General features: G+C 59.5%; 13 protein-coding genes. 6 read left to right on the forward strand and 7 right to left on the reverse strand.

Annotation, left to right across the window (positions count from 1 at the left end):
- Positions 1 to 11: 11 nt before the first annotated feature.
- From NW829_RS00790 to hisB, 5 genes are all read right to left on the reverse strand, one after another.
- Positions 12 to 164: a photosystem II protein Y gene (locus NW829_RS00790; RefSeq protein WP_414330801.1), complete on the reverse strand. Its 153-nt coding sequence runs from the start codon at positions 162 to 164 to the stop codon at positions 12 to 14.
- 347 nt (positions 165 to 511) lie between these two features.
- A complete protein-coding gene (locus NW829_RS00795) occupies positions 512 to 1435 on the reverse strand; it encodes an ABC transporter permease (RefSeq protein WP_414330799.1) in 924 nt (307 codons plus the stop codon).
- 36 nt (positions 1436 to 1471) lie between these two features.
- Positions 1472 to 2215, reverse strand: coding sequence for a hypothetical protein (locus tag NW829_RS00800; RefSeq protein ID WP_414413150.1), 744 nt, complete (start codon positions 2213 to 2215; stop codon positions 1472 to 1474).
- 68 nt (positions 2216 to 2283) lie between these two features.
- A complete protein-coding gene (locus NW829_RS00805; RefSeq protein WP_414416236.1) occupies positions 2284 to 2520 on the reverse strand; it encodes an alpha/beta hydrolase in 237 nt (78 codons plus the stop codon).
- Between the two features lie 135 nt (positions 2521 to 2655).
- On the reverse strand, positions 2656 to 3300 hold the full coding sequence (gene hisB, locus NW829_RS00810; RefSeq protein ID WP_414416231.1) for an imidazoleglycerol-phosphate dehydratase HisB: 645 nt from the start codon (positions 3298 to 3300) through the stop codon (positions 2656 to 2658).
- Positions 3301 to 3610: 310 nt separating this feature from the next.
- On the opposite strand from hisB, the gene NW829_RS00815 reads away from it, so the two are divergent.
- The 5 genes from NW829_RS00815 (at position 3611) to NW829_RS00835 (ending at position 9632) form a co-directional block, all read left to right on the forward strand.
- Positions 3611 to 5026, forward strand: coding sequence for a RecQ family ATP-dependent DNA helicase (locus NW829_RS00815; protein ID WP_414416232.1), 1416 nt, complete (start codon positions 3611 to 3613; stop codon positions 5024 to 5026).
- Positions 5027 to 5173: 147 nt separating this feature from the next.
- Positions 5174 to 6994, forward strand: a complete 1821-nt coding sequence (locus tag NW829_RS00820; RefSeq protein ID WP_414416233.1) for a glycoside hydrolase family 3 N-terminal domain-containing protein — start codon at positions 5174 to 5176, stop codon at positions 6992 to 6994.
- A 299-nt stretch (positions 6995 to 7293) separates the two neighbouring features.
- Entirely contained in the window at positions 7294 to 7587 is a 294-nt protein-coding gene (locus NW829_RS00825) for a c-type cytochrome (protein WP_369791762.1), read from the forward strand.
- A gap of 9 nt (positions 7588 to 7596) precedes the next feature.
- Positions 7597 to 8268, forward strand: coding sequence for a diacylglycerol/polyprenol kinase family protein (locus tag NW829_RS00830; protein WP_414416234.1), 672 nt, complete (start codon positions 7597 to 7599; stop codon positions 8266 to 8268).
- 71 nt (positions 8269 to 8339) lie between these two features.
- Positions 8340 to 9632 (forward strand): Glu/Leu/Phe/Val family dehydrogenase, encoded by a 1293-nt coding sequence (locus NW829_RS00835; RefSeq protein ID WP_414416235.1) that lies wholly within the window; start codon positions 8340 to 8342, stop codon positions 9630 to 9632.
- 93 nt (positions 9633 to 9725) lie between these two features.
- On the opposite strand, the gene NW829_RS00840 is transcribed toward NW829_RS00835, so the two are convergent.
- Complete coding sequence (locus NW829_RS00840; RefSeq protein ID WP_414374207.1) at positions 9726 to 10091, reverse strand: hypothetical protein; 366 nt, start codon at positions 10089 to 10091, stop codon at positions 9726 to 9728.
- Positions 10092 to 10419: 328 nt separating this feature from the next.
- Entirely contained in the window at positions 10420 to 10677 is a 258-nt protein-coding gene (locus tag NW829_RS00845) for a helix-turn-helix domain-containing protein (RefSeq protein WP_041436246.1), read from the reverse strand.
- Positions 10678 to 10997: 320 nt separating this feature from the next.
- Here NW829_RS00845 and NW829_RS00850 point away from each other — a divergent pair, with 320 nt between their 5' ends.
- On the forward strand, positions 10998 to 12107 hold the full coding sequence (locus NW829_RS00850) for an RpoD/SigA family RNA polymerase sigma factor (protein ID WP_414351534.1): 1110 nt from the start codon (positions 10998 to 11000) through the stop codon (positions 12105 to 12107).
- Positions 12108 to 12357: the final 250 nt, after the last annotated feature.

Consider the following 12357-nt stretch of genomic DNA (forward strand, 5'->3'; position numbering starts at 1 on the left):
GATCCGCACGTTCAGCTCCCGCCTCTGCCGAAGGGGTTGTTGCCCCTCTCTCCGAAGAGCTTGGCTTCTCCCTTGATGGCAGCCTTGATGATGTTGTAGGCAGCCCAGGCAACCACCAAAACAATGGGCGACAGAACGATCAGCGGACGGAGATCAATGTCCATGGTTTTCATCCCCCCCTAACATAGATTGATTTACCGACTGCTTGGAACAAGAGCCTCCAGGGTTGGCCACCGCCAGAATCCCGATGGGGTGAAACCGTTTTCGACTCTGGATCCCGCATAAGCTGAGGTGCAACTCTGGAAAGATGGCTAAGTCCAGAATAAACCCAAATGGGGATCCCTACCGGCTAGACTTTGCCCCATCTGGGCTGCCAAGGCGGGAGCCAACAGGCCCACACTGAGAATCGCGTCCAGAACTAGCGCACCCACCAGGGATGTGCAATCGACCCCGATCACCTGACTAACTGCTGCCCAAGCCCGCAACTTGGATCTTAATTCTGGGCTCTTTCTCAGTTGCTGTAGATTTTGCCCAAGGCAGCCGGCGGACGAGTGCGGCGGGCGCGGCCCTGCATTCCCGATAGAACCCCCATCGTCAACACAAAGGGCAAAGCCTGGATCAACACGGGCGGCATCACATCTCCTCCCTGCAGTTGGATGGCCAGGGCGTCGGTGGCTCCAAACAACAGCGTTGCGCCCAAGATCCCGAAGGGGTGCCACTTGCCGAAGATCATCGCTGCCAAGGCGATAAGGCCCTTTCCTGCTGACATGTTGCGGACAAACTGGTTCAAAAAGCCAATGGAAAGGTAGGCCCCCGCCAGGCCCCCCAACAGGCCGGAGAGCAGCACCGCCGCGTAGCGCATACCCAGGACATCCACCCCCATGGTGGCAGCAGCCTGAGGATGCTCTCCCACCGCTCGCAGCCGCAAGCCCCAGGGTGTTTTGAACAGCAACCACCAGGAGATTGGCACCAACAGAAAGGCCAGATACACCAAGGGGCTAAACCCATGCCACAGCGGCAGCCGATTGACAATTTCTTGAGAGTTGGTGGTGTTGCCGTAGAACGATTGCAGCACCAGCGAAGGCACGCTCATGGCCAACAGGTTGATGGCAGTGCCGCTGACAATTTGATCGGCTCTGTAGCGGATGCACATCAGCGCATGCACAAAGGCAATGGCCACCCCCCCTAAGGCGCCGGCCAACAAACCCACCCAAGGGATCCAACCCACCTGAGCTGCTGGAGTCTGGGCCAGAAGGGAAGCTTCCAGGCGTTGGGTGGTTACCGCCGCCGCCAAAGCCCCAAACAAGATGATCCCCTCCAGGGCAATATTGACCACGCCGCTGCGTTCGGAGTACATGCCCCCCAAGGCCGTGAGCAACAGAGGGGTGGTGGAGCGCAGGGTAGCCGGGATCAAAGCCCAAAACAGAGTTGCCATATTGCTCCGCAGCGCCAGCGCAAACGAGATCTCCGCTCAGAGGTACTCAAGTTGAGCGTTCATCGCAGTCCATTTCCACCTGGGCTGCCTGCAAGGGATCCGTGAAATAGCCGGGCAACAGGCCGCCTGCAGCAATGAAAAGGTGTAGGTGATCAAGTCCACTTTGGTGCTCAGCTTTACAAAAAAAGGCGAATCGGGCGAGGAGCCTAAGCCGGGCCGCAGCAACCCCACCACCACCGCCCCTGCTGCCACCGCCGCCCCCAAGGCACTCAGGGGTACGATGATCTGCCGCTGCCGCACCAAAAAAGCTTTTCCTCCCGGCAACTGCAGCCGCCCCAGCAGCAACAGCAGCAGGGCATAGGCAAAGCTGGCATAGCCAGCCAAAGAAGGGCTGAACCGCCGCAACGGCAACCGAGCCGGCGGGATCCCCTCCGCCAGGGCCGCCCCATTCACCGCCCCCACTGCCCCATAAAACCAGAGCAAGCCCAGCCCAAATAGAACCAGACCGACCACTCCCAAGCTGTACAGCCAGCGGGCCCGCACTTGCCGCTCCTTGATCCCCAGAGCCAGACATGACAACAGCGCCAACAGCACCCAGGCCCAGCTCAACCCTGGGATCCAACCCACCGCCAAAGTCTCCGGGATTCCCAACTGCTGCGGGTCGATGAGGCCAAAGGTTCCTGCCAGCACCCCTGTGCCGCCGAACTCCCGCCTCAGCACCCACCAGGGGCAGAGCAAAAACAGCAAAACGGCGCTCAGATTGGTCAGCAACAGCAGCATGGGCAGAGATTCAGCAAAACCAAAGGGAATAATCCGAAAAGATAGCAGCCAGCCCTCTTCTCAGCTCCTCAGCTCAAGACACTTCTCACGGGAAAGTGCTCCGCACCGCCGTCGCGAACGAGGCCAGTTGGATCCGTTCTGGCCTCAGGTCTCGAATCAAAGTAGTGCGCAGAGGTGCTGGGATCAAAATCGCGTGTGAGCAAATCTGCCAAAGCTGCCTGCTGCTCTGGCGTAAGCCGCCGCAGATAAAAATCCAACTGCCGGCTCACCGTGCCATTGTGGGCAAACCGGGCCAGATCCTCCACGGGCAAGGAGAACTCAATCAAACAAAGGCGGCAGAAACACCCCCAAGCGCTCTGCACCCCCCATCTGGCCCAGACCGAAGAAAACTGTCCCCAATCCCAGAGCCAAGGCCAACAGTCTCCGTGGCCAGTTCATGCCTAGAGTACTCCCTTCGAACTGGGGATCCCTTCTTGTCGGCGGGGATCCCGTTCTACGGCCATGCGCAGGGCACGGGCAAACGCCTTAAAACTGGCCTCGACAATGTGGTGGGCGTTGAGACCGGCAGCTTGGCGAATGTGCAAGGTAAGCTGGGCGTGGTTGACCACCGCCTGATAAAACTCCCGCACCAACTGGGTTTCGTAGCGGCCAATGCGCTCTGTGGGCAGCTCCAGGCCATAGCTGAGGTGAGGGCGACCCGAAAAATCCAGCACCACCTGCACCAAAGCTTCATCCAAAGGCGCCCAAAAATGGCCGAAGCGATGAATGCCCCGCCGATCCTGCAAAGCCTGCGCCAGAGCCTGTCCCAGCGTGATGCCCACATCTTCGTTGGTGTGGTGATCGTCGATGTGCAGATCCCCTATGGCCTTGATCTGCAAATCGATCAACCCGTGGGTGCTGAGCTGGGCCAGCATGTGATCCAAAAAGGGGATCCCAGTATCGATCTCATGGCGCCCGCTGCCATCCAGGTTCAGATGAATTTGGACATCCGTTTCTCCAGTGCGACGGTGAACAGAGGCCGTTCTGGGCTGGAGCAGGCGCGAGGAGTCGTTCGCGTCAGCGGTGCGGAGCACTTTGGCAGTCATGGGAAAAGTATCGAAGCAGGCGGGAAGTCCCAGCTCTAGGATCGCACAAGCCCGCCGCCATCGACACCTTCACCCATGCAGCAGGTGAGAATCCCTTCTCTGCCGGGGATCCTGATCCCAGCCCCCTGGACACGGGGATAGGTGTGACAGGGATCCCCTACAGGCAAGCCGGTGGGGCCGATCCTCTGCGCCCTCACCCCTTGGGAGAGGGGAGCTAGCAGGTTCAGCGGGATTTGAAATAGCCTATAAGACAGCTTCTCCCGAAATCGCTGTAGATTGCTGAAGAAATTGTTGAAAAGGGGGTTGCCGTTTGCAAGATTGGCAGCAGATTCAGCGCGCCCTCAAGCAACACTGGGGTTACGAGAGGCTGCGCCCACCCCAGGATCAGGTGATCCGCGCTCTGCTGGACAAGCGCGACGCGCTGGTGGTGTTGCCGACGGGGTTTGGCAAATCCCTGTGCTTTCAGCTAGTAGCCCTGCTGCAAACAGGGGTGACGCTGGTGGTCTCGCCCCTGATCGCCCTGATGGAAGACCAAGTTCAGGATCTCTGGAAACGCAAGCTGCCGGCAGCCTGTCTCCACAGCGAACTGGATCCAGCCCTGCGCAAGCGGGTGTTGAAGGCCCTTGAGGAAAACCGACTGCGCCTGCTCTATCTGGGGCCGGAGACCCTATTCAGCCCCCCCGTTTGGCAACGGCTGCAACAGCCTCAGGTGCACATCAACGGCCTGATCGTGGATGAGGCCCACACGTTGGTGCATTGGGGGGGATCCTTCCGGCCCGACTACCGCCGTCTGGGATTGCTGCGCCCGGCTCTGGCCCCGGTGAAGCCCTCTTTTCCCATCGCCGCTTTTACCGCCACGGCTGACCCCCAAACCTGCAGCCGCCTCAGCCAAATCCTGGGGCTGCGGGATCCGGAGCACATTCGCGCCGATCCCCTGCGGGCCAACCTCTCCCTCAATGTGGCGATAGCCTGGAGCCCGGCGGATCGCCGTCGTCGTCTGCTGCGATTCCTGGGCGAGAATCCCGGGTCGGGTCTGGTCTATGTGCGCACCCGACGGGATGGGGAAGAGCTGGCCGAGTGGCTGGGCCGACAGAACCTAAAAACCGCCACCTATCACGGGGGGCTGGAAGCGCGATCCCGCCGCCGGCTAGAACGATCCTGGCTGCAGGGGGAACTGCGCTTTCTGGTCTGCACCAACGCCTTCGGCATGGGGATCAACAAGCCGGATGTGCGTTGGGTGCTGCACTTTCATCCCCCGCCCACCTTGATGGATTATTTGCAAGAGGTGGGGCGAGGCGGTCGGGATGGTGGCCCTTGTCGGGCCCTGATGCTGGTCTCGGAGCCGACGGGCATGCTGGATCCCAGCGATCGCCGGCGCCAAGCCTATTTCTATTCCCAGCAGGAGCGCCTTCAGGCCCGAGCACGCCACCTGCTGCAAACCTTGCCTCAGCAGGGATCCTACGCCGACCTGCCGCCCGGAGAGGCACGGGTGGCCTTGGGTCTGCTGCAGGAGATGGGCTGCCTGCACTGGCCGGATCCCTTTCGCTTTCAGGTGTTGCACCGCCGTTGGCAGCCTTTAAGACGAGAGGATCCCTGGCAAGGGATGGAAGCCCTCATCCACGCCCGCGGCTGTCGGTGGCAGGCGATCTTGCCCTATTTTGGCTACCCTGGGGAGCAGCCCGGCCTGCCCTGTGGCACCTGTGACCGTTGTCGGCTTTCTCGTTAGCCCTCAACAGCCCGCTGCGAGCCGCAACCGGCAGGAGTGGCTATCATGATCTGCGTTTCTGCAAAGGGAGCAGTTCCCCTTGCTGACGAACTTTCGGCTGTGCCTATGAGTGTTTCCGGATCTCCGCTCGAGGAACTTGACCGACCCTTGTCCCTAGCCCGGCAGGTGGCGCAACTGTTGGTGGTGCCGGTCTCGGCCCGTCTGGGATCCCAGTCTCCTCCCCGAGAGATCCTCAAACGGCTTATCCAGGAGGTGGGGATCGGGGGCATCTGGCTCACGGATGGCCACGTGGCCGAGGCCCTGCTGCTGATCGAGGAGGCCCAGTCTTGGACGGCTCTGCCCCTTTTGGTGGCAGCCGAGGTCGGGCGGGGGCTGGCCCTGCAGGGGGCGACCCCTTTCCCCCATCCTCTAGGGTTGAGCCGCCTGGGGGCGGAAGCCGAGCGCTGGGCCGAGCAGTGGGGGCGGATCACGGCGCGGGAGGCGGCGGCCATCGGCATCAATTGGTTGCTCAGCCCGGTGGCAGAGCCGCTGGGGGAAGGGGCGCTGGCGGAGGATCCCCTGTCTGCTTTGCAACTGGCGCGAGCTTTTGTGCGCGGATGTGAGCAAGCCACCCCGGGCAGCACAGGCGGGATCCTAACCACAGCCAGCTCTTTTCCGGGCAAAGGCTGGAGGGATCCGGTTCAGGCCGGACTGAAGCCATCCCCAAAGACAACAGACACCCCCTGGTGCCCCCGATTAACCCTGACCCTAGCCCAGCTCCAAGAGGGACCTTGGCTGCCTTTTCGAGGTTTGGTGGAGCAGGTGGGGGCGATCTTGGTTTCCCACGTGGTGCTGCCGGAGTGGGATGAGCGCTGGCCTATCACCCTGCTGCCGGGGCGGCTGACCCAACTGCTGCGCCAGGAATGGGGGTTTGGTGGGCTTATCGTCGTGGATAGCCTCGATCAAGGCTTTCTGGCAGAGCTGGCCGTTCGCGTTAGCGGGACGGAGTCCTTTCCCAACTCATTGGCCGTGCGGGCTTTCCAGGCCGGTGCCGACCTAATTTTGGCCCCCCCCGATCCGATGGCATCCTTGGCAGCCGTTTTGGAAGCGGTGCAACAGGGATCCCTCAGCGCAGCCCAGCTTGCCCAGTCGGTGACGCGGGTGCTGCGGGCCAAACAGCGACTCCTACCCGCCGCCTCAGCTCTCCTCCAACAGGTGTGGCCGGCCCTGGCAGAAACCGACTTCAGCGCCCTTGGCGGATGGATGGGAGCCAAGGATCCCACAGATCCGGCCCTCAACCGTGGCTCTCCCGCCGAGCAACTGAAGCCTTTGCTGCTGGGGGATCCCATCTCCAAGGACAAGGACTCCGTTCCGCGGACGCGAACGGCGTTGGGAAAGTTGTTCAACAGGCGCTCCCACCTGACCTCTGCTCTGCACAGAGCCGCACAGCTGGGATCCCTCTTGGCCGAGAAGGATATCGCCCCCTGTCAAGCGGCTATGGCCCGCGGTGGCGTGGAAGGAGGCCGGCCCCTCAGCCCGCCCGCAGAGCCCGGATGGTTGAACTGGATCTGGCAGGATCCCCCCTTGGGTGCTGCCGATGTGCAGTTGCAGTCTCCCGCCCTGCATGTTCCGGCTGCCCTGGGCATGCTTCCTGTGCTCAGCGATGCCCTTACCCCCCTGCCTTGGTTGGAAGCCGCTCTAGACAACGCCCCAGGGTTGATTTTCCAAGGTTTCCTTCGGGATCCCCTGCCCAACTATGTGCTGGATTGGCTGCAACAGCATCGGGAGCGGGTGGCAGCGGTCGTCATTTATGGTAATTTATCTCTCTACCGCCGCCTGCAGGCGCACTTTCCATGGGCCAATGCCATCCACAGCCTCAACCGGGATCCCTGGGCCCAAGCGGAGGTGATGGAGCGGCTCTTTCCCAACCGTCCCCCCTCAGAGGGATCAAAGTCTCACGTGGCCCAGCCAACCATTAAGAAAAAGTAAATACCTTTACAGATTATTGGCAGGGAAAGGCTCCTGGGTTATCGTGTTGGTTGAAATGTAAAAGATTGAAACGGTTTCTCTCAGCGTTGTCTGTGCCTCCCTCCCTCTCAGACACTCCTCAATCCTGCAGCAGCCAGTCGTCAACTGGCAGTTGGGTTGAGTTTGAGCAAAAGCGACTTCAACCTCCATCCCAACGACGTTTACAACCCTTCCTCAAATCCTTGCAGCAGTTCTTTACAAGTGTCTGGTCTCAAAAAACTCGGCTGGGTCTTGCCCTCCTCGGCCTAGGGCTGGCGATATTGACCTGGGCTTGGCTAAGTGCTGAGGCTCGTCTGGATCCCTACACGGAAGCCGTCCTCAGCTTACAGGGGCAGGTTAGCCATGGTGCATCCTTGTTTGCCCTCAACTGTGCAGCCTGCCACGGAGAAGAAGCGGATGGGCGAGTGGGGCCCAGTCTGCGGGGGGTGAGCAGCCGCCGCTCGGATCGGTTTATTATTCAGCAGGTGACCGGTGGCAAAACGCCTCCCATGCCCCAGTTCCAGCCGGATCCTCAGGAGATGGCAGATCTGCTCAGCTACTTGAAAACCCTCTGAGGCCGTTTCATGGGCCTGGCCCAGCAGCTTGCTTGCTATGCTCTCTGGCTGGCCGCCGTATTTGCTTTTGCGGAATGGCTGCGCTCCCGGCAGGTGGACGGGGAATGGGTGCGCAAGGCCATTCACATTGGTGTGGGCAATATCATTTTGTTGGCTTGGGCTTTGCAAGTGCCTCGCTGGCTAGGGGTGGGATTCTCTCTGGTGTTTGCCGGCTTGGCGCTGCTCTCCTACCGGGTGGCCATCTTGCCCAGCTTGAATGGAGTCGGTCGCCGCAGCTTTGGCACCTGTTTCTACGCCGTCAGCATTGGCCTGCTGCTGTTTTGGTTTTGGCGTCCCCAGCGACAGGTCTTCGCGGTGATCGGCATATTGGTGATGACGTGGGCCGACGCCTTGGCAGGGTTGGTGGGCAAAACTTGGGGCCAACACCCCTACCAACTGGGATCCATTCAAAAAAGCTGGGAGGGATCCCTGACCATGTGGGCAGTGAGCAGCTTGGTGATCGCGGCTCTGCTGCTGGGGTACTTTGGCTTCTCTCTCCCTTTGCTCGGAGTGAGCCTTTTGGTGGGAGGGATGGCTATGGGGCTGGAGGTGTTCTCTTGGTGGGGGTTGGATAACCTGACCGTGCCCCTGGCCAGTGCCGGCCTCTGTTTTGTTCTGCTGCAGATCCTCAATTATTTGTAACGCTTGCTACAAAACGTTCCTCTCCGGTTCCCGGCGGTATAGTGTGGAAACAGCCCTTGCTTCTCTTCGCCATGGCTGCAAGTCCTGCGCTGGCCTCTTCTGCCCCTCCCTCTCCCGCCCATATCTGTCCCCTTGCCCAGGCCTGCAGCTACCTAGATTGGGCAGCTGGCGAGCTGAAACTGGATCCCGGCTGGGTGGCGATCCTCAGCACCCCCCGTAAAGTGGTGACGGTGGCGATCCCCGTGCGGCTGGATAACGGACACATCCAAGTGCTGGCGGGCCATCGGGTGCAGCATTGCAACGTTCTCGGCCCCTACAAAGGGGGGATCCGCTACCATCCCGCGGTCACCCTTGAAGAGGTATCGGCCTTAGCGATGCTCATGACCTGGAAATGTGCCCTTATGGGCATTCCCTACGGTGGGGCCAAAGGGGGGATCCCTATCGATCCGAAGCGTTATTCGGTCTCGGAGCTGGAGCGCATTACCCGCCGTTATACCAGCGAGCTGATCAAGGATATCGGCCCTGCAGAGGACATCCCCGCTCCAGACATGGGAACTTCTGCCCGTGAGATGGCCTGGATGATGGATACCTATTCTATGAATGTTGGGCATGCGGTGCCGGGAGTGGTGACGGGCAAACCTCTCTCGATTGGGGGATCCCGAGGGCGAGAACTGGCCACCGGACGGGGGGTGATGATCACGGTACGGGAAGCCTTGGCCCGACATGGTGGATCCCTGGCAGGGGCAACGGTGTTAATCCAAGGTTTTGGCAATGTGGGCGGGGCAGCGGCCAGCTTGCTGCATGAGGCGGGAGCTAAGATTGTGGCGGTTTCCGGCAGTTCTGGGGGCCTTTACAATCCTAATGGACTGGATATCCCCGCCCTCAAAGCTTACATGAAGGAACGGGGAGGCCGCATGGCGGGCTTTCCACAGGCTGAGCCCATCAGCAACGCCGACCTACTGGTGCAAAAAGCGGACGTGTTGATCCCTGCCGCTCTGGAAAATCAAATTACCGAAGCCAATGCCCACCAAATTCAAGCCCGGATTGTGGCAGAAGCTGCCAACGGGCCAACCACCCTTGCCGCCGACCGGATTTTGGAATCGCGAGGGATCCAGGTATTGCCGGATATCCTAACCAATGCCGGTGGAGTGGTGGTGAGCTATCTGGAGTGGGTGCAGGGACTCTCTTACGTCTTCTGGGATGAAGAGCGAGTTTATCAAGAAATGGAAGGTCTGATGGTACGTGCCTTTGAACGGGTGGTGCAGGAGGCAGAACGGCGGCAAGTGTCGCTGCGACTGGCTGCCTACACCCTAGGGGTAGGCCGAGTGGCCCAAGCCCTACAGGATCGCGGCCTTTACCCGTAGACGCTCCCCCACCTGGAGACCGGGAACTCTTGGCTCAACAAGCCCACTTGCCAGGGTTCGGCTGCCCAAACTCTGCTGGAGGTAGTCCTTTTCTCAAGCCCGACGGCGTTCTTGCTCCTGCTTTTCCTGCTGCTGCCATTGCTTGAGCAGCTCTTTTGCCGCCTGCGGGGTAAAGTAGTCCAGCTCCATCAGCTTACGGTAGGTCAGAATTTGTCGCATCTCCAGGGGCATATCTGCTTTTTGGTAGAAGTAGCGAATGCGATTGATGTTTTGCTCCATTTCTGTAAACTCTTGCTCCCGCTTGATCTGCCTTTCCTGCTTGAGCACTTCATGGGGAGCGGACAGGCGGCTGTAGTTGGGGATCCGTTGCGTGCCTGTGGTTTTGCTGGCAGCAGGCAGACGGTGGCCTCCGGTTTGTCGGCTGTTGGCCTTGTTGGAGTTGAAGAAGAAAGAGAGCATCGGCAAACCTCACACAAACAGACAGATAAACGGCGGCAGCTTAACGCCAAGTCAACAATATCAAGTTTAGGTGAAGAAGCCCGTGATCCCGATCCTTGTTGGAAAAACCCGTACTGCTGACGAGGCGCTGTATCTCTCCGCCTCTCCTACCCCCTCGGATGGTTGAGGGAAAGATGAGGTTTGGCCTCAAACCAATCTATTCGTAAATTAAGCCTACCGTACTTACACGGAAATTGACCAAGATCACGCCGAAAAGCGCAGGATACTTACGTATCTTCACGTCTTTTCGTTCGAGATACTTGTATCGGATATATCTTCCCACCAGCCGCTACAGGTGGGATTCATCTCCGCTCAGCAGCCAAGTGACCGATACCCCCAACGCCTTGGCAAAGGCCACCAGTTCTTTGTCAATGACGCGCCGTTTTCCCTTTTCCACCTGGCCAATCTTGACGTAGTCCAACTGCACACCGTACTTGGCCAAGCGGCCCGCCAGTTGATCTTGGGTGAGTTGCAGCTTCTCCCGTACCCAGCGCACCCGCTCCCCAATCAAGTTGGCCGATGGATGGTGCCGGTCGTTAGACTCCATAGGAGCAGAAAGCCGTAAATATTCTTTTCCAGACTGAGGAAGTTGAGGGATCCTCACATGGTAGCCTGAGCTGGCAAGGTTCCCTTTTCCTGGGATCCCACCCGGCAGCCGTTGAGCTGACTGGCTCAGGAACAATCTTATCTCAAGGTCTAGATCGAAAATCGCTTACCGCTTTTTGCCGGGCAACCCCTTGCCTACAAGGACTTGACGGATGGGATCCCTGCTGTTCCCGCATCTAAACGGAAAAATCTCCGGACAAAAAAGAGGGTCATGATCGATTTTCGCTCGCAGCAGCAGCAGAAACCTTTTTAGACTGGGAGATGAAGTTCTCTCCTCACCTGGCCGTGGTTTTTTCTCGTCCTCATCCTGAACACTCTGCCTCTTCGCCTCAGGAGTTCGACGATCTCTGGTTCGACCCCGAGTCTGCCCCTCAAGACGACCTCGCAGAAGTTGACTCAGAGCCAGGGGCCGGCGGATCCCGGTTGAATGAAGACGCTGTCGATCACTACCTGAATACCATCGGTCGCGTGCCCCGCATCGATCACGCTGAGGAAATCGAGCTGTCGCGCAAAATTCAGCAAAAGCTCCTCATCGACCAAGCCCGGCAGGAATGGCGGCAACGGCGGGGGGAGGATCCCAGCGATGAGGCTCTGGCCGAGGCCCTGCAGATTTCCGTATCCACCCTTCGCTCCCGCATCCGACAAGGGGAGCAAGCTCAGCGCAAGCTGGTCAACGCCAACCTGCGCCTGGTGGTCAGTGTTGCCAAAAAATACCTCAATCGGGGGGTGCCCTTTTTGGATCTGATCCAAGAGGGCAATATCGGGTTAATTCGGGCCACCGAAAAATTCAATGCGGAGCGGGGGTTTCGCTTCAGCACCTATGCTCATTGGTGGATTCGCCAAGGCATTACCCGCTGCATTGCCAACCAAGCGCGGACGATTCGCCTGCCGGTACACATGGTCGACAAAGTACGCCTGCTCAAGCGCACCAACCGCGAGCTGATGAAGCTGCAGGGGAGGCGGCCCACCGAAGCGGAGCTGGCAGAAGCCTTGGGCATTAAAGTCAAGAAACTGCGCATGATCCAACAGGCTGCTGCTTTGCCCCTGTCGCTGGATGTGCCGGTCGGCCAGGAAGGAGAAAGCCGCCTTGGAGATTTGCTGCAAGATGAGCGGCAAGAGCAGCCCTTTCAAGGGATCCTCGTGCAATCGATGCAGCAGGATGTGCGTTCTGCCATGCAAACCCTGAAGCCGATTGAGAGGCAAGTGCTGGAGTTGCGCTATGGGTTAGACGGGCAACAGGCGAGAACCCTGCGGGAGGTGGGGGATCACTTCAACCTAACGCGGGAACGGATTCGTCAGATCGAGCGGGATGCCCTGCGCAAATTGCGGGTGGGCTATTCTTCGCGGGCTTTGGCTCAGTACATTCGCTAGTGGCTACAGGCCTGGCAGACCGATTTCCGGGCCAGCTTCTGCCCAGGGATAGCCTCTTTTCAATCTTCTTGGGTTGAACACCATAGCCCCTTGCAGCGGCGATGATAAGGATCCCTTATCTCCTGAGCCTATTGGGGCTGATGACCCCCCGGCTACCTCATCTTCACGACCAGAGCCAGTGGGAAGGACTTTGGCAGCTAACCTCTTTGGTCGTTGAGGAGTTGGCTGATCGGTTTCCTCTGGCGCTCAG

The organism is Synechococcus sp. R55.8 (assembly GCF_047461895.1).
GTDB lineage: Bacteria > Cyanobacteriota > Cyanobacteriia > Thermostichales > Thermostichaceae > Thermostichus.

What these genes read in the sequence shown, in the direction of transcription:
- NW829_RS00790 (WP_414330801.1), bottom strand. Translation starts at nt 164, where the DNA reads ATGGACATTGATCTCCGTCCGCTGATCGTTCTGTCGCCCATTGTTTTG.
- NW829_RS00795 (WP_414330799.1), bottom strand. Translation starts at nt 1,435, where the DNA reads ATGGCAACTCTGTTTTGGGCTTTGATCCCGGCTACCCTGCGCTCCACC.
- NW829_RS00800 (WP_414413150.1), bottom strand. Translation starts at nt 2,215, where the DNA reads ATGCTGCTGTTGCTGACCAATCTGAGCGCCGTTTTGCTGTTTTTGCTC.
- hisB (WP_414416231.1), bottom strand. Translation starts at nt 3,300, where the DNA reads ATGACTGCCAAAGTGCTCCGCACCGCTGACGCGAACGACTCCTCGCGC.
- NW829_RS00830 (WP_414416234.1), top strand. Translation starts at nt 7,597, where the DNA reads ATGGGCCTGGCCCAGCAGCTTGCTTGCTATGCTCTCTGGCTGGCCGCC.
- NW829_RS00835 (WP_414416235.1), top strand. Translation starts at nt 8,340, where the DNA reads ATGGCTGCAAGTCCTGCGCTGGCCTCTTCTGCCCCTCCCTCTCCCGCC.
- NW829_RS00840 (WP_414374207.1), bottom strand. Translation starts at nt 10,091, where the DNA reads ATGCTCTCTTTCTTCTTCAACTCCAACAAGGCCAACAGCCGACAAACC.
- NW829_RS00845 (WP_041436246.1), bottom strand. Translation starts at nt 10,677, where the DNA reads ATGGAGTCTAACGACCGGCACCATCCATCGGCCAACTTGATTGGGGAG.
- NW829_RS00850 (WP_414351534.1), top strand. Translation starts at nt 10,998, where the DNA reads ATGAAGTTCTCTCCTCACCTGGCCGTGGTTTTTTCTCGTCCTCATCCT.